16 protein-coding genes are annotated in these 14,929 nt (G+C 67.5%); 5 read left to right on the plus strand and 11 right to left on the minus strand.

Annotated features, from left to right (window positions below; all coding sequences use genetic code 11):
* Positions 1-32 precede the first annotated feature (32 nt).
* The 4 genes from ACFO27_RS15455 to araD1 form a co-directional block, all read right to left on the minus strand.
* A complete protein-coding gene (locus tag ACFO27_RS15455) occupies positions 33-761 on the minus strand; it encodes an amino acid ABC transporter ATP-binding protein (RefSeq protein ID WP_276809631.1) in 729 nt (242 codons plus the stop codon).
* Between the two features lie 11 nt (positions 762-772).
* Positions 773-1,426: an amino acid ABC transporter permease gene (locus tag ACFO27_RS15460; RefSeq protein ID WP_276809630.1), complete on the minus strand. Its 654-nt coding sequence runs from the start codon at positions 1,424-1,426 to the stop codon at positions 773-775.
* Positions 1,423-2,172 carry an amino acid ABC transporter permease gene (locus ACFO27_RS15465; RefSeq protein ID WP_276809629.1) on the minus strand — a complete coding sequence of 250 codons (750 nt, stop codon included), beginning with the start codon at positions 2,170-2,172 and terminating at the stop codon, positions 1,423-1,425. Before ACFO27_RS15465 ends, ACFO27_RS15460 begins: the two co-directional genes overlap by 4 nt.
* A 220-nt stretch (positions 2,173-2,392) precedes the next feature.
* Positions 2,393-3,394 carry an AraD1 family protein gene (araD1, locus tag ACFO27_RS15470; RefSeq protein WP_376818145.1) on the minus strand — a complete coding sequence of 334 codons (1,002 nt, stop codon included), beginning with the start codon at positions 3,392-3,394 and terminating at the stop codon, positions 2,393-2,395.
* 61 nt (positions 3,395-3,455) lie between these two features.
* Between araD1 and ACFO27_RS15475 the strand changes: the two genes are divergently transcribed.
* On the plus strand, positions 3,456-4,427 hold the full coding sequence (locus ACFO27_RS15475; RefSeq protein WP_276809626.1) for a LysR family transcriptional regulator: 972 nt from the start codon (positions 3,456-3,458) through the stop codon (positions 4,425-4,427).
* Between the two features lie 31 nt (positions 4,428-4,458).
* Positions 4,459-6,030, plus strand: a complete 1,572-nt coding sequence (locus tag ACFO27_RS15480; protein ID WP_376818146.1) for an aldehyde dehydrogenase (NADP(+)) — start codon at positions 4,459-4,461, stop codon at positions 6,028-6,030.
* Between the two features lie 63 nt (positions 6,031-6,093).
* Here the strand turns inward: ACFO27_RS15480 and ACFO27_RS15485 are convergent, their stop codons facing one another.
* The gene (locus ACFO27_RS15485; RefSeq protein WP_276809621.1) at positions 6,094-6,999 is read right to left on the minus strand and encodes a LysR family transcriptional regulator; all 906 of its coding nucleotides are present in this window, start codon (positions 6,997-6,999) and stop codon (positions 6,094-6,096) included.
* Between the two features lie 85 nt (positions 7,000-7,084).
* Here ACFO27_RS15485 and ACFO27_RS15490 point away from each other — a divergent pair, with 85 nt between their 5' ends.
* Both ACFO27_RS15490 and ACFO27_RS15495 read left to right on the plus strand, forming a co-directional pair.
* On the plus strand, positions 7,085-7,522 hold the full coding sequence (locus tag ACFO27_RS15490; protein WP_276809620.1) for a CidA/LrgA family protein: 438 nt from the start codon (positions 7,085-7,087) through the stop codon (positions 7,520-7,522).
* Between the two features lie 4 nt (positions 7,523-7,526).
* On the plus strand, positions 7,527-8,234 hold the full coding sequence (locus ACFO27_RS15495; RefSeq protein ID WP_376818147.1) for an LrgB family protein: 708 nt from the start codon (positions 7,527-7,529) through the stop codon (positions 8,232-8,234).
* A gap of 55 nt (positions 8,235-8,289) precedes the next feature.
* Here ACFO27_RS15495 and ACFO27_RS15500 read toward each other — a convergent pair whose 3' ends face one another.
* The 4 genes from ACFO27_RS15500 to ACFO27_RS15515 all read right to left on the minus strand — a co-directional run bounded on the left by ACFO27_RS15500 (position 8,290) and on the right by ACFO27_RS15515 (position 11,672).
* Entirely contained in the window at positions 8,290-9,336 is a 1,047-nt protein-coding gene (locus ACFO27_RS15500) for a quinone-dependent dihydroorotate dehydrogenase (protein ID WP_376818148.1), read from the minus strand.
* Positions 9,337-9,383: 47 nt separating this feature from the next.
* Positions 9,384-10,121, minus strand: coding sequence for an arginyltransferase (locus ACFO27_RS15505; RefSeq protein ID WP_376818149.1), 738 nt, complete (start codon positions 10,119-10,121; stop codon positions 9,384-9,386).
* Between the two features lie 99 nt (positions 10,122-10,220).
* Positions 10,221-11,048, minus strand: coding sequence for a leucyl/phenylalanyl-tRNA--protein transferase (gene aat, locus ACFO27_RS15510; protein WP_376818150.1), 828 nt, complete (start codon positions 11,046-11,048; stop codon positions 10,221-10,223).
* 36 nt (positions 11,049-11,084) lie between these two features.
* The gene (locus ACFO27_RS15515) at positions 11,085-11,672 is read right to left on the minus strand and encodes an NUDIX hydrolase (RefSeq protein WP_376818151.1); all 588 of its coding nucleotides are present in this window, start codon (positions 11,670-11,672) and stop codon (positions 11,085-11,087) included.
* An 87-nt stretch (positions 11,673-11,759) separates the two neighbouring features.
* Here ACFO27_RS15515 and hpaA point away from each other — a divergent pair, with 87 nt between their 5' ends.
* Complete coding sequence (gene hpaA / locus ACFO27_RS15520) at positions 11,760-12,710, plus strand: 4-hydroxyphenylacetate catabolism regulatory protein HpaA (RefSeq protein ID WP_376818152.1); 951 nt, start codon at positions 11,760-11,762, stop codon at positions 12,708-12,710.
* A 21-nt stretch (positions 12,711-12,731) separates the two neighbouring features.
* On the opposite strand, the gene ACFO27_RS15525 is transcribed toward hpaA, so the two are convergent.
* Positions 12,732-13,688: a p-hydroxyphenylacetate 3-hydroxylase reductase component gene (locus tag ACFO27_RS15525; protein WP_376818153.1), complete on the minus strand. Its 957-nt coding sequence runs from the start codon at positions 13,686-13,688 to the stop codon at positions 12,732-12,734.
* Positions 13,689-13,700: 12 nt separating this feature from the next.
* Positions 13,701-14,870 (minus strand): p-hydroxyphenylacetate 3-hydroxylase oxygenase component, encoded by a 1,170-nt coding sequence (locus ACFO27_RS15530; protein ID WP_376818154.1) that lies wholly within the window; start codon positions 14,868-14,870, stop codon positions 13,701-13,703.
* Positions 14,871-14,929: the final 59 nt, after the last annotated feature.

Genomic DNA, 14,929 nt, shown 5'->3' on the forward strand with positions numbered 1-14,929 from the left:
TCTCTCCAGTCGTTGTAGTGGAATGGGGCCGTTCACAGCCCGTTGCTGATGAACTGCTGCAATTCGAGGGTCCGGGGGTTCTTGAGCAGATTGCCATCGCCGGCCTCCCAGACAATGCCGTCCCGCATGTAGATGATCTGGTCGGCGACAGCCGTGGCAAAACCCATTTCGTGGGTCACCAGGACCATGGTCATCCCGTCCTTGGCCAGGCCCTCGATCACTTTCAGGACTTCGCCGGTGATCTGCGGGTCCAGGGCGGAAGTCACCTCGTCGAACAGCATGAGTTCCGGTTGCATGGCCAGCGACCGGGCGATCGCCACGCGCTGCTGCTGGCCGCCGGATAATTGCTCGGGATAGGCCTGCGCCTTGTCCGCCAGGCCGACCTGGCCGAGCACGTGCATGGCCAGTTCATGGGCCTCTTTGTTCCCGACGTGCTTGACCTTGCGGGGCGCCAGGGTGATGTTCTTTTCCACCGTCAGGTGGGGGAACAGGTTGTAGCTCTGGAATACGATGCCTACCTGCAGCCGCAGCGCGGCGATGTCGCAGTTCTTCTCGTGCAGGGCCCGGTCGCAGACGTGCAGCTCGCCGCCGTTGATCTCCTCCAGGCCGTTGATGCAGCGCAGGGCGGTGCTCTTGCCCGAACCGCTCTGGCCGATGAGCGCGACGACATTGCCTTTGAAGACCTCGAACGAGATGCCCTTGAGCACTTCCGTGTCGCCGTAGGATTTCCGGACGTTCTGGAACCGGACGCGTGGATTCATAGAGTTCTCCATTATCTGGAATGCCGCTTGAGCTTGCGTTCCAGGCGGTAGGACAAGATGGACAGCGGGTAGCACATGGCGAAATAGATCAGCGCCGCGACGGTGAATACGACGAAGGGCTTGAAGGTCGAGTTGTTGATGACGCGCGCGGAGTAGGTCAGGTCGAAGAAGCCGATGACCACGGCATACGAAGTGTTTTTCACGATCTGTACCAGGAATCCCACCGTGGGGGGGATGGCGATCCGGAAGGCCTGGGGCAGGATGACGTTGGACAGCGTCTGCAGCTTGCTCAGGCCCAGGCAGTCGGAAGCCTCCCATTGGGTGTGGGGGATGGCCTCGATGCAGCCGCGCCAGATCTCGCCCAGGAATGCGCTGGAATACAGCGTCATGGCGATACCCGCGGCCACCAGGGCGGGCAGGTCGTAGCCGGCGATGCTGATGCCGAAATAGACGATGAACATGATCACGGGCAGAGGAATGCCCTGGATCAGCTTCACGTAGGCCGCCGTCAGGATCCGGAAAAACCGGCTTTTCGAGGCGCGGGCGATGGCGATGGGCAGGCCCGCCACCGTGCCGCCCACGAAGCCCAGGACAGAGAGGACGAGTGTCCAGCCCGCGCCCGTCAGGATGAACAGCCACTGGCTGTAGGAAACGCCCAGTATCATGATTTGGCTCCCTGGATGGCGGTGCTGCGCTGCGCGCTGCCGTTCGTGCGCTTGCGCGCGGCGGCCCTGGACTGTGCGATGCGGCGCTGTTTCGGGAAGGCGACGTTGTAGCAGACGGTCATCACGACCCGCAGCAGCCAGGACATGATCAGGTAGATGACTGCGATGACCAGATAGGCCTCGAAGCCGCGGAAGGTCTGGCTCTGGATCTGGTATCCGATGGCCGTCAGTTCCTCGACGGAGATTTCCGACATGATCGAGGTGGCCAGCATCATCAGCACGAACTGGCTGATCAGTGACGGGTACATTTTCTCGATGGCCTGGGGCAATACGATGTAGCGCAGGATCTGGGCCCGGCCCAGGCCCAGACAGGAGGCGGCCTCTTTCTGGCCGGCATGTACCGAATCGATGCCGGCCCGGACGATTTCGCAGGTGTAGCCCGAGGTATTGATGGCCAGCGCCACGACCGCGGCATAAAAGGCCGGCACGCGAATTTCCAAAGCGGACAGACCGAAAAACAGCCAGAAGGTCTGCACGATCAGCGGCGTATTGCGGGTCAGGTCGACGAAGCCGCCGGCCAGGCGGCGGACGAGTCCGGATTCCTGGCCGCGGGCGACCGCGAGCAGCACGCCCAGGACGAAACCGCCGCCCAGCGAGACGGCCGCCATCCTGGTCGAGACCCATAGGCCGTCGAGCAGGCTGGGCCAGAACTCGCCGAGAAAACTGAAGTCGAAACCGTAGTCCATGTCGTGAATGATTCTGGTGATTGATATTTGTCCATCTCGCAGGAATCCAGTGTCCCTGAGGCCTGTTTTCCATGTCCATGGAATAATTGTGTTCGAGTGAACGCTTTTTGGAATGGCCGTGGTTTCAGGGCGCAAATACGTGGGTGCCCGGAATGCGCGTCCGGCAATACCTAGGGAAAACCATGATTATCGGCCGCGATCGAAACCCTGTCCGGGCGGGTCAAAGCTGGATGGTTTCTCCCGGAGCATAGGGCGTGGGCGCCGGATGGATCGGGTTGCGCAGCGGTGCGCCGAACTTCGGCGCATGGATTTCAAATTCGTCCCCCGGCTGAGTCCGGATGCCGTCGGCGAACGACAAGGTGGCGGTGCCGAAGAAATGGACGTGCACGCTTCCCGGACGCAGGAATTGCGTGTATTTGAAATGATGGTATTCCAGGTTTTCCAGCGTATGGCTCATATTGTTTTCACCGGAAAGGAATGGTTTTTCCCAGATCGGCTTGCCATCGCGGATTATCCGGCTGGTGCCCTGGATATCGGCCGGCATTTTTCCGACGAGTAATTCCGGGCCGAAAGAGCAGAATCGCAGCTTGGAGTGTGCCAGGTATAGATAGTTCTTGCGCTCCATGACGTGATCGGAAAACTCGTTGCCGATGGCAAACCCGAGACGGTGGGGGCGGCCATCGTGGCCGATCACGTACAGTCCGACGATTTCGGGTTCTTCGCCGGCGTCTTCCGAAAAGTCCGGGTAGGGAATGGGGTGGCCGGGCGCCACCAGGATGCCGCCATCACCCTTGTAGAACCATTCGGGTTGCGCGCCAGCCGTGCCCGGCGCGGGCTGGCCGCCGTCCAGTCCCCAGCGGAACATGCGCATGGAGTCGGTCATGGTCTCCATGCTGGACTGGTCCAGGTGCATCTTGTCGCGGGTGGCGGCGCTGCCCAGATGGGTCAGGCCAGTGCCGGTCACGAGGCAGTGAGCGGGGTTCTCGTGGTCCAGGGGGACCATGATCCGCAGCCCGGCCAGCAAGCTCGTGTAGGATTCCCGTATGAGGGCCGTGCCGCGCCGGGAGATTTCTTCGGCCAGCGTATGCCTGGCCTCGATGGCGGCCATGGCCAGTGCGTAGGTGGTCGAGACGCCCTGGATGGCGTTGATTTGCTGGCCATCTTCGCTCAGCGTGCCGACCCGGCGCCGTCCCGCGGCGTCGATGAATTGAATCAGGCGCATTTTCCCTTCTCCGGATTGATTTTCACGCAGGGATTGTAGGCACGCCGGATTTTTATCGTGATTGAATATTTCGCATGTGGTGATGAATATTATGAATGCTGCGGACCAGACAATGAAGATGGTGATTGGTAAACTGCGAATGAAGCAGTTGCAGTTGCTGATCGCGCTAAGCGAGCATAAATCGCTGCATAAGGCGGCGGGCGCCATGTTCTTGACGCAATCGGCGGCGAGCAAGGCATTGCAGGAAATCGAAGGGATGCTGGAAACGACATTGTTCGAGCGCACCAAAGTCGGCCTGGTGCCCAATGCCATGGGACATTGCGCGATCCGTTATGCAAAGATCATTACCGCGGAATTGAATAATTTCTGCCATGAAATATCCGATATCCAGTCAGGCACCGGCGGCCGTCTCGCGATCGGAACGATCATGGGCGCCATCCCCGGCATCCTGATATCGGCGTTGAATTGGCTGCGTGTGGCGCACCCCAATCTGTCCATTGAAATCATCGAAGGCACCAGCCGGAATCTGCTGGATTTGCTGGATGGCGGCCAGCTCGACCTGGTGATAGGTCGTTCCAGCGTCAGTCCGGAACCTTATGAATACAATTATTTTCCGATCAGCGAGGAGCCTATCTCGGTCGTGACCGGCGGTGGCCATCCGGAGGTGGCGGGTGACATGCCGTTCGAGTCGTTGCGGGATTATCGCTGGGTGGTCTACCCGAAAAAAATGCCCTTGCGCGTTCTGCTGGAAAAGGCCCTGGACATGGCCGGCCTGCCTTCTCCGGTCAATGCCATCGAGACGGGCTCCACTTTCACCACCATTGCGATCCTGCAGAAAAGCGTCGACATCGTGGCGCTTCTGCCGACGGACGTGGCGCGCATGTTCGCCCAGGCCGGGCTGCTGAAAATCCTGCCGGTCGCGCTGAGTATTCCCGCCGATACGTTCGGCATCGTCACCCGCAAGGGGGGGATGCCGACCGCGGCGGCCGATTTGTTCATCCGGGCGGTGCGCGAACAGTCGCTGGCCCATTGATTTTTCATGTTCATCACCAGGGGAATATCCAATGCGGGTCATCGGTACGATGCTGATTGGCAATGAAGACGTCACGGGCTCGGAGCCTGCCTTCAGGGCGGTGGATCCGGCCACGGGCGAACCGCTCGAACCGGCCTACGCCGGAGGCGGGCAGGCGCATGTCGAGCGGGCCGCGCGCCTGGCCGAAGAGGCTTTTGCGAGCTATCGGACCGAGACTCCGCGGCGGCGGGCGGCGTTCCTGCGCGAAATCGGCGCCCGGATCATGGCTCTGGGCGATGTCCTGATCGAGCGTGCGATGGCCGAGAGCGGTCTGCCGCGCGCTCGCCTGGAGGGCGAGCGTGGCCGCACGGTCAAGCAGCTGGAGCTGTTCGCGGCGGCCGTCGAGGCAGGCGACTGGCATGGCGTGCGGATCGACCATGCGCAGCCCGAGCGCCAGCCGATGCCGCGGGCCGACATCCGCATGCGCTATCTTCCGGTCGGTCCGGTGGCCGTTTTCGGCGCCAGCAATTTTCCCCTGGCTTTTTCCGTGGCGGGCGGGGATACGGCATCGGCCCTGGCCGCGGGAGCGCCGGTGGTCGTGAAAGGACACCCCGCGCATCCGGGCACGTCGGAACTCGTGGGCCGTGCCATCCGGGCCGCCGTGCAGGCACAGGGACTGCACGAAGGCGTGTTCTCTCTGCTGTTCGGCGCCGATCACCGCATCGGCCTCGCCCTGGTCGAGCATCCGGCGATCAAGGCCGTCGGTTTCACCGGCTCGCGTACGGGAGGCGTGGCGCTCATGCAGGCCGCCGCCCGGCGCCCGGAGCCCATTCCGGTCTATGCGGAGATGAGCAGCATCAATCCCGTCTATCTGCTGCCTGGCGCCCTGAAGGCACGGGCCCGGTCCGTGGCCGAGGGGTTCGCGGTTTCGCTGCTGGGCAGCGCGGGTCAGCTGTGCACGTGCCCCGGCTTGCTGGTGGGCCTGGACGGTCCCGAACTGGATGCCTTCATCGAGACAGCCGGTCAGCGGATCGGCGCCAGCGAGCCGGGCACGATGCTGACGCCACCGATCCACCAGGCCTACCAGGCCGGTGTGCAAAAGCTCTCGCAGCAGCCTGGAGTCACGGTGCGCGCCCGGGGCGGGGAGCCGCAGGCGCCGAACCAATGCCAGGCGGTGCTGCTGGAGGCCACCGCCCAGGCCTTCCTGCAGAATCCCGAGGGCCTGGGCCAGGAGGTCTTTGGTTCATGCGCGCTGGTGCTGCGTTGCGAGGATGAAGCCCAGATGCTGGAGGTCGCCCGGTCCGTAGAGGGGCAGCTGACCGCCACGCTGCATCTGGAGGCCGGGCAGGACGAGCATCTGATCAGGGCACTGCTGCCGGTGCTGGAACTGAAGGCCGGCCGCATCCTGGCCAATGGATTTCCGACCGGGGTCGAGGTCTGCCACGCCATGGTGCATGGCGGTCCGTTTCCGGCCACTTCCGATCCGCGCAGCACTTCGGTGGGGACGGCTGCCATCCAGCGTTTTCTGCGGCCGGTGGCATACCAGGACATTCCCGACGCATTCCTGCCCGAACCCTTGCAGGCCGCCAATCCCTGGGGCGTGCCCCGCATGGAGCATCGCTGATCCAGGTGTTTTTCAGCGTCCGTGCTCGTTCGTTCCGGAAGACGCCCGCCCGGGACCGCGTCGTTACGACCGTGGCACGGGCGCGTTCCGGCCCGCGTGCGTCTCGCGCACGAGATCCAGCCAGGCCCGCGCCGCCAGGGACAGGTAGGCGTCCCGGCGCCATACCGTGGCCAGGTCCCAGCGGATGTCCGGCTCGTCCAGCAGGACGTGCGCGAGCCCGGCCTGCGGGCGTTCCTCCAGGATCATGCGGGGCAGGAAGGCCAGCCCCAGGCCGGCGGCGACCAGGGCGATCATGAAGTCCATCTGGCCGCTGCGCGCCGCGACTTTCGGCTCGAATCCATGCCGGGCGCAGCCCTGGAGGATGATGCGGTTCAGGGCGAAGCCGCTTTCCAGCAGCACCAGGGGTTCGGCGCGCAGATCGTCGAGCCGGACGGCCTTGCGGCGGGCGAGGGCGTGACTGGCCGGCATCAGCACGACCAGCGGTTCGCTGCGCACGGCCTGCCATTCGAACTCGTCCGACACGGGCAGCAGCGAGGCGCCCAGTTCGATGTCGCCCGCCCGCAGGATGTCCTCCAGCTGCAGGCTGCCGTGCTCGGTCAGGCGGATGTCGATGCCGGGGTAGCGATGCCGGTAGGTCGCGAACAGGGGGGCGAACAGCATGCTGGAGCCGATCAGCGGCAGGCCGATCCTCAGCGTGCCGCGCCGCAGGCCCGCGAGATCCTGCAGTTCGGCCAGGAGTTCGTCTCGCAGGGCCAGCATCCGGGTCGCGTGGCGGTAGACCACCTCGCCGGCGGTGCTGGGGGCGCTGCGATGGCCGTTGCGGTCCAGCAACGGAATCCCGAGTTCGTCCTCGAGCTGCCGGATGGCCTTGCTGACCGTCGGCTGCGTGACGAAGATCGCCTTGGCGGCCTGCGAGAAGCCGCCTTGCCGCACGACTTCGACGAAAGCCCTGAGAGTGCGCAGGTCCATGCTTGTATGGAATGGAAAAAATTCAAATAATTCATTTGAAGAATATATAAGGGCGATTCTACACTCCCCGCATGGAGATTCAATCATGAAGCTGCGTGCGATTCCCGTCCTGTCGCGGCGCGGCCTGCACCGAATGCGGTCCGCCCAGATCGGTCTGATCATGGGCTTCTGGCTGGCCGGCGAGGCGCTCGTCCGGCTGGCCCATCTGCCCGTTCCCGGCGGCATCGTCGGGCTGGCGCTCCTGCTGGCCTCGATGGCGGCCGGATGGGTCAGCCCGTTCAGTGCGCGGCGCGGGGCGCAGTGCCTGCTGGCCGACATGCTGCTGTTCTTCGTGCCGGCGGTGCCGGCGGTGGTCGAGCATGGCGAATTCCTCGGCGTGCTGGGGCTCAAGATTCTGGCCGTGATCCTGGTGGGCACGGTGGCCGTGATGGCGGCGACGGCCCTGACCGTGGATGCCTGCCATGCCTGGATGCTCAGGCGCGCGCGGACGGGAGAACCGCCGGCCGCCGCGAAGGGGTGCTGACGCCATGCCGGGTTCGACGATGGGCGCGGCGGCTCTGTCCGCCGACGTGCTGCTCTGGTCGGCGCCGACGGTCGGCTTCTATCTGCTGGCGAAGCGGCTCTACGCCCGCTACGCCAGGTGGTGGCTCATGCCGCTGGCCCTGGCGCCGGCGATGCTGGTCGCCCTGGTGCTGGCGGCGCACGTCAGCTACCGGCAGTACTTCCAGGGCGCCGGATGGCTGGTGGCGCTCCTCGGGCCGGCCACGGTGGCGTTCGCCGTGCCGATCTACGAACAGCGCGGCCTGGTGCGCCGGTATTGGCCCGTGCTGGCGGCGGGCGTGCTGGTCGGCAGCGCCACGGCCCTGGCCACGGGCTGGGGGCTGGCGACGTGGCTGGGCCTGGACGGCGCCCTGCGGCTGAGCCTGCTGCCGCGCTCGATCAGCACGCCGTTCGCCATGGAGGTGTCCGGCGACATCGGCGGCATTCCGGACCTGACGGCCGTGTTCGTCGTGCTGACGGGGGTGCTGGGCGCGATCGTCGGGCAGTTCCTGCTGGCCTGGCTGCCGGTCCGTTCCTCGCTGGCGCGCGGTGCGCTGCTGGGCGTGGGCGCGCATGGGGCCGGCACCGCCAAGGCCTATGAGCTGGGGCGCGAGGAGGGTTCCGTGGCGGGGCTGGTGATGGTGCTGATCGGCCTGGCGAACGTGCTGGGCGCCGCGATCCTGACCGCCCTGTGAACTGGTTCCGGCCGCGCCTTCCGCCGGCGCGCGACGGCTCGCCCGGACGCGGTCGTCAGGCCGTCTCCAGCGCCCGCACGCATTCGGCGATCAGCGCCGGACCCCGGTAGATCAGCCCGGTGTAGAGCTGCACCGCGTCGGCGCCGGCCTGGACCTTTTCCACGGCCTGGCGGCCGGATTCGATGCCGCCCACGCCGATGATCGCGGTCTCCCGGCCCAGGCGTTCGCGCAGGCGGCGGATCACGGCCAGCGACAGGGCGTGCACGGGCGGGCCGGACAGGCCGCCCGCCTCGTCCTCGTGGGGCAGGCCGCGCACGGCCTCGCGCGACAGGGTGGTGTTGGTGGCGATGATGCCGTCGATGCCGTGGCGCTGGGCCAGTTCGGCGACGGCGTCGATTTCCCCGGTTTCCAGGTCGGGCGCGATCTTGACCGCCAGCGGCGTGCGCCGCCCATGGCGGTCGGCCAGGGCCTCGCGGCGTTCCTTCAGGGCGCCCAGCAGCGCGTCGAGGGCGTCGTGGCTCTGCAGGCTGCGCAGGTTGCGCGTGTTGGGCGAGGAGATGTTGACCGTGACGTAGTCCGCGTGGGGATACACGCCGTCCAGGCACAGCAGGTAGTCGTCCACGGCGCGCTCGATCGGCGTGTCGGCGTTCTTGCCGATGTTCAGCCCCAGGATGCCGCCGTGCCGGCGCCACTGGCTGCGCTGGACGTTGGCGACGAAGGTGTCCAGGCCGTCGTTGTTGAAGCCCATGCGGTTGATCAGGCAGCGCGCGCGCGGCAGGCGGAACATGCGCGGTTTCGGGTTGCCGGGCTGGGCGCGCGGGGTGACGGTGCCGACCTCGATGAAGCCGAAGCCCAGGGCGGCCAGGCCGTCGATGCAGGCGCCGTTCTTGTCCAGGCCCGCCGCCAAGCCGACGGGGTTGCGCAGCGGCAGGCCCATGACGGTGCGCGGCAGGATCGGCTGGCGCGCGGCCAGCAGCCGTGCGGCGGTGCCGCAGCCCTGGCCGTGCCGCAGCGCGCGCAGCGTCCATTCGTGGGCCTGTTCGGGGTCCATGGAAAACAGGGCGGCGCGCGCCAGCGGATAGGCTTGGAACAGCAGGGACATGGGACGGGAACGGATCGGTTGAACGGGAGCGGTGCGCCGGCCCGGGCTCAGTCGCCGTCCGGCGGCGGCTCGGCCCAGGCGCCGCCGCGCAGGATCTGATGCGGCCGGAAGCGCGATTTGTAGGCCATTTTACGGCTTTCCCCGATCCAGTAGCCCAGGTAGAGCCAGGGCAGGCCCAGGCGGGCGGCGTAGTCCAGCTGCCAGAGGATGCCGTAGGTGCCCAGGCTGCCGTGCCAGTCGGGGTCGTAGAAGGTGTAGACGGCCGACAGGCCATGGTCGATGCGGTCCATGATGGCCACCATGCGCAGGATGCCGCCGGCGTCGCGGAACTCGGCCATCTCGGAATGGACCCGGCTGGTCAGCAGGAACTGGGTGTACTGGGCCTGGTCGTCCTGGTCCATGCCGGCGCCGGGGTGGCGTTGCTTTTGGTAGCGCAGGTACAGGTCGAAATGCCGGGCGTCCCAATGCAGCGGCGCCAGACGCGCCGACAGGACGGGCTGCAGGCGGCGCCAGAGCTTGCCCTGCGTGCGGTCGCGCCGGAAGCGACGGACGTCGACGCGGATGGGAATGCAGGCCTGGCATTGCTCGCAGGCGGGCCGGTAGGTGAACAGGCCGCTGCGGCGGAAGCCCTGTTCGATCAGGCGGGCGTAGGCGGATTCGTCCACCAGGTGGGTGGGGGCGGCGACTTCCGAGCGCGCCATGCGGCCGGGCAGGTAGCTGCACGGATAGGTGGCGGTGGTGTAGAACTGCAGGCGGCGGAAGACGGATTCGCTGGGATTGCTCATGAACCGGGCCCGGGATCCCCTGGATCGGGGAGTCCCCAGAGTGGCGACCGATTCATTGTGGCACCGGCGGCGCGGGAAGGCCAGCGCCAGCCGCCGCGTTCAGCGCGCCGGCCGGACCTCGGGCGGCGGTTCCAGGCCGCCGTCGGCCCGCAGGCGTCCGCACCCCCAGGCCGGGACCGGAGCGTCGCGGCCGGCCGCCAGCATCTCCAGGAACCGCGCGCGGGCCACGGGCCGCGCGCCCAGGCTGGCCAGGTGGGGCGTTTCCTGCTGGCAATCGATCCAGGGCGTCCTCCGGGCCCGCAGGTGGCGCACCAGGTAGGCCAGGGCGACCTTGCTGGCGTCGGCGGCCAGGCTGAACATGGATTCGCCGAAGAAGCACTGTCCCAGCCCGACGCCGTACAGTCCGCCCGCCAGCCGGCCGCCGATCCACGTCTCTACGCTGTGGGCGTATCCCATGCGGTGCCAGGCGGTGTAGACGGCCATGATGTCCGGCGTGATCCAGGTGCCGTCCCGGCCCTGCGCCGCGCCGGGTTCGGCCCAGTCCCGGCCGGCGCGGGCGGCGCCCAGGCCGATGCGCGGGGCGCCGCGCCGCGCGCAGCGGGCGATCACGTCGGGGAAGGCCAGGTTCAGGGTGACGCGCAGGGCGGGCTCCGGCCCGTCGCCGGCGGGCCGGTCGAACTGCCGGACGCGCTTGGCCAGCGAGCGGCTGACGCGGAAATCCTCGCAGCGCAGCACCATGCGCGGGTCGGGGCTCCACCACAGCACCGGTTCGCCGGGACCGTACCAGGGGAACAGGCCCTTGCGGTAGGCCTCGCGCAGCCGGGCGGGCGACAGGTCCAGCCCCGCCGCCGCCAGGCCGCTGGCGGGGACCGGCGCGCGGGCCGGGTCGGGCAGGGGATCGCGGTCTTCGACCCAGGCGATCGTCATGGCGGCGTCGCGGCTCCTCGATGCGTGTAAACGGCCCTAGTCCGGGAACCGCAGATCGATGGCGTAGTGATGGGTGGGGAATTCGCCCCGGGCGCGGTCCCGCAGGTAGTGTTCCAGCGTCGTGCTGACGGTGCGGAAGGCCAGGTCGCGCCAGGGAATCTCGTCCAGGCCGAAGAAGGCGGCTTCCAGGGTTTCGGGGCCCGGCGCCAGGTGCGGGCCCAGGACGTCGGCCAGATAGTACAGGTGGACCTGGTTGACCGAGGGCACGTCGATCACCGTGAGCAGGGACCGGATGCGGATGCGCGCGCCGGATTCTTCCTGGTTCTCGCGCGCGGCGCCCTGCTCGGTGGTCTCGCCCAGTTCCATGAAGCCCGCGGGCAGCGTCCATTTGCCGTGGCGCGGCTCGATGGCGCGGCGGCACAGCAGCACCCGGTCGTCCAGGATCGGCACCACGCCGACCACATTGCGCGGGTTCTGGTAGTGGACCGCGCCGCAGTGGGTGCACAGGTCGCGGATGCGATTGTCGTCCGGCGGGATTTCCCGGCTGAGCGCGTGGCCGCACTGCGAGCAGAACTGCTGGGAGCGGGGAGCGGGATGGTAGAAGGCGGGGTCGGGCGAGGTCATGCGGGGATTTTAGCCTGCGGGCGCAGGCGCGGGAGGCCCGGGCGCCCGGCGTAGAATGAGCGTCTGGACAACTCGCTGGGAAACGGCATGTCGCGGCAGGGCATTCCCAATCTCGACCTGAGCCATATCGCGGGACCCGATCATGCGGATGCCGACCTGCACTACGAGGCGCTCGGCACCCTGGCCAGCCAGCTCGGGCGCAGCATGGCGATGCATCGGCACGACCAGTTCTTCCAGGTCCATTACGTTCTGAACGGCATGGTGCGCGTGCAGCTGGAGGACCGCCTCTATCGCCTGCCGGGCCCGATGGTGTTCCTGACGCCGCCGGCGTTCCTGCATGCGTTCGTGACCGACGACGATGCCGACGGCCATGTCCTGACCGCCAGGCCGCGGTCGCTCTGGCCGGTGCCGCACGACGACGCGGCCTGGCCGGGGGGCGGCGCGCGGATCGCGCCCGTCTGTCTGCGGATCGGGGAACTGGAAGGCGAATATGCCGCCGAGGCGCGCTGCATGGACCAGTTGTTCGGGCTGCTGCGCCGGGAGCATGCCGGACGGCAGCCCGGCCGGGCGCAGAGCCTGGCGCTGCTGGCGCGGCTGATCTTCGTCAGCCTGTTGCGGCTGTCTTCCCAGGCGCTGGCGTCGCCGCCGCCGTGCCGCGAGGAATTGCAGCTCTTCCAGCGGTTCAGCGCCCTGATGGAAGCCCGGTTCCGCGAGCACTGGACGCTGTCGCGCTATGCGGCCGACCTGTCCATCGGCGAGCAGCGGCTCAACGAGGTGTGCCGCCGCATGACCGGCAAGCCGCCCAAGCGGTTGATCAACGATCGCCTGATGCAGGAGGCGCGCCGCCTGCTGCTCTATACCGGGCAGGCCGTCGGCCAGGTGGGCTATGAGCTGGGGTTCGACGATCCGGCCTATTTCGGCCGCTTCTTCCTGCGGCAGGCGGGCGAGTCGCCGGGAGGCTACCGGGCGCGCATGGCCGGCGCGCTCGAGCGCCGGGCCGCAGGCCTGGACGACCGGCGCCGGCCGGGCGCCGATTGAGCCCAGGCACCCGGCCGGCGCTCAGGCCGGGGCGGCGATGATGCCTCTGAGGACCTGCTTGAAGGTTTCCACCTGGGCCCGCTCGAATCGGGCGAAGACCCTTTCCTCGTGGCTGCGCGCCATCGCCCAGATGCCGCGGACCTGCGTGGCGCCGTCCGCCGTCAGCGCCTCGCCGTCCGGTGTGCGTTCGACCAGGCCGCGGCTGCGCAGCAGGTCCAGGGTCTGTTCGACCTGGTGCTGCGGCATGTCGGCCTGGCGGGTCAGCGCCGTCATGTCCCGAGCGGGACCGTCGTTCAGGATCATGAGCAGGCGCGCCTCTCCGGGCCGCCATCCGGTCTGGATCTGCCGGGGCTGGTAGCTTTCCTGGTAGCTGCGCACCGCCTGGGTCATCAGGAAATAGGGGTGGTCGGCCAGCCGGGCCCGCAGGTCGTTGGCGGCGTCCCCGCCGGATGCGTCCTGCGGCGGCCGCCGGTGGGGGTGGGGCAGCGCCATGGCATACGAGCCCTGGTGGTACAGCAGGGGCGCCGTGCCCTTGTCCTCGAAGGCCAGCACCCGGCCGACGAGAATCCAGTGATCGCCGCCTTCGAGGATTCCGGTTCTCTCGCACTGGAAGTTGGCGCTGGCGCCGTCGAGCAGGACGCAGCCGCCCAGGCCCGGGCGCCAGGGGACGCCCGCGTAGCGGTCCTCGTGCGGCCGGGCGAAGCGGTTGGACAGCTCGATCTGGTCCATGGCCAGGATGTTGACGGCGAAATGAGAGGCGCGCCGGAACACCGGCAGGCTGCCCGAGCGCTTGTCGATGCACCAGAGGATCAGCGGCGGGTCGAGCGAGACCGAACTGAAGCTGTTGGCGGTCACGCCGACCCTGTCCTCGCCGTCGCTGGCTGTGGCGACGATGACGCCGGTGGCGAAATTGCCCAGCGCCCTGCGAAGGATGCGCGGGTCGAAGGCCGCCGGTTCTGGGGGATGCGGGGCGTTCATGGGCGGCCTTCCTCAGATCATCGCGGGGTCGGGTTCCAGGCCCATGAGCTGGCGCCCCAGGATCTGGGCGCACACGTCGTAGTCGGTATAGGCGTGGGCGGCCGTCATGTGGCTGTCGCGGAACAGGCGCTGCATCTCGTTGGTCTCGAACCAGGCGCCGGCGCCCGCGGCCCCGAACAGGCGGTCGACGGCCTCGACGCACAGCTTGACCACGTAGGCCTGGTTGGTGCGCCACGCGGTCAGCGTCGCGGGGGAGGGATAGCGCCTGGCCTCGCCGTGCTCGCGATGATCTTCCCAGGTCTTTTCGAGCAGCGCGCGGGCGGCCGCCACCTGGTGGGTGGATTCGGCCAGGCGCATCAGGGCCGGGGTGGCCGTGCCCACGCTGGCGCCCGTGTAGGCGCGCACGCGGTTGCGGGTCTTTTCCTTGAAGGCTTCGAGCATGCGCTCGGCGATCCCCAGGCTGATGGACGAGAAGCCGCTGGCGAAATAGGGCCGGTACGGGGTGTAGAAGATCTTGCTGTCGGGGTACAGGCCGAAGCCGGCGGACTTGCCCTCCATCATGTCCCTGGCGGCCTGGATGCGGTGTTCGGGGACGAAGACCTTGTCGAAGATCAGCGTCTTGGAGCCGCTGCCGCGCATGCCGATGGCGTACCAGTCGTCGCGGATGACGTAGTCCTCGCGGGGGACGACCGCGAAGCTGTAGACCTTTTCACCCGCGGCATTCGTGCGGTTGAAGCCGACGATGGCCCATTCGGCATGGTCGCAGCCGCTGCTCCAGCCCATTTCGCCGCTGAACAGCACGCCGCCGTCGGTCTCTTCGGTGCGCCCGAAGGGGGCGATGCTGCTGCTGGCGGTGGCGTCGGGATTTTCGGCCCAGAGCTCATCTTGCAACTGCCTGGAGAACATGGCGAGCTGGTGGCTGTGCGTGCACAGCAGGCTGAAGGCCCAGGTCGCGCCGGCATCGGCGCCCGCCAGGGCCGCGACGCACTGGCCGAATTCCGGTAGCGGCATTTCGAGTCCGCCGTAGGCCTTGGGCTGGAAGGCGCGGTGCAGGCCGGTGCTCTTGAGCAGGGCGATCGTTTCGGCGGGCACCTTGCGTTCGCTTTCGGACTGGGCGGCGCGGGAGGCGAGTTCGGGAAGGATGGACTGGATGCGTTCCAGCATGGGGGTCGTGTCTGTCATGGCTTGTCTCCTGGTTTCGAGGGATCGAATGACGAATGGACGGCTCCCAAAAATTGTAA

Origin of the sequence: Castellaniella denitrificans, assembly GCF_042653765.1 — a bacterium.
Taxonomy (GTDB): Bacteria; Pseudomonadota; Gammaproteobacteria; order Burkholderiales; family Burkholderiaceae_B; genus Castellaniella; species Castellaniella denitrificans.

Coding starts and splice junctions, on each gene's coding strand:
- ACFO27_RS15485 (WP_276809621.1), bottom strand. CDS start 6,999: ATGGACCTGCGCACTCTCAGGGCTTTCGTCGAAGTCGTGCGGCAAGGC.
- ACFO27_RS15455 (WP_276809631.1), bottom strand. CDS start 761: ATGAATCCACGCGTCCGGTTCCAGAACGTCCGGAAATCCTACGGCGAC.
- ACFO27_RS15480 (WP_376818146.1), top strand. CDS start 4,459: ATGCGGGTCATCGGTACGATGCTGATTGGCAATGAAGACGTCACGGGC.
- ACFO27_RS15515 (WP_376818151.1), bottom strand. CDS start 11,672: ATGACCTCGCCCGACCCCGCCTTCTACCATCCCGCTCCCCGCTCCCAG.
- ACFO27_RS15530 (WP_376818154.1), bottom strand. CDS start 14,870: ATGACAGACACGACCCCCATGCTGGAACGCATCCAGTCCATCCTTCCC.
- ACFO27_RS15505 (WP_376818149.1), bottom strand. CDS start 10,121: ATGAGCAATCCCAGCGAATCCGTCTTCCGCCGCCTGCAGTTCTACACC.
- ACFO27_RS15460 (WP_276809630.1), bottom strand. CDS start 1,426: ATGATACTGGGCGTTTCCTACAGCCAGTGGCTGTTCATCCTGACGGGC.
- ACFO27_RS15500 (WP_376818148.1), bottom strand. CDS start 9,336: ATGTCCCTGCTGTTCCAAGCCTATCCGCTGGCGCGCGCCGCCCTGTTT.
- ACFO27_RS15465 (WP_276809629.1), bottom strand. CDS start 2,172: ATGGACTACGGTTTCGACTTCAGTTTTCTCGGCGAGTTCTGGCCCAGC.
- aat (WP_376818150.1), bottom strand. CDS start 11,048: ATGACGATCGCCTGGGTCGAAGACCGCGATCCCCTGCCCGACCCGGCC.
- ACFO27_RS15490 (WP_276809620.1), top strand. CDS start 7,085: ATGAAGCTGCGTGCGATTCCCGTCCTGTCGCGGCGCGGCCTGCACCGA.
- hpaA (WP_376818152.1), top strand. CDS start 11,760: ATGTCGCGGCAGGGCATTCCCAATCTCGACCTGAGCCATATCGCGGGA.
- ACFO27_RS15495 (WP_376818147.1), top strand. CDS start 7,527: ATGCCGGGTTCGACGATGGGCGCGGCGGCTCTGTCCGCCGACGTGCTG.
- araD1 (WP_376818145.1), bottom strand. CDS start 3,394: ATGCGCCTGATTCAATTCATCGACGCCGCGGGACGGCGCCGGGTCGGC.
- ACFO27_RS15525 (WP_376818153.1), bottom strand. CDS start 13,688: ATGAACGCCCCGCATCCCCCAGAACCGGCGGCCTTCGACCCGCGCATC.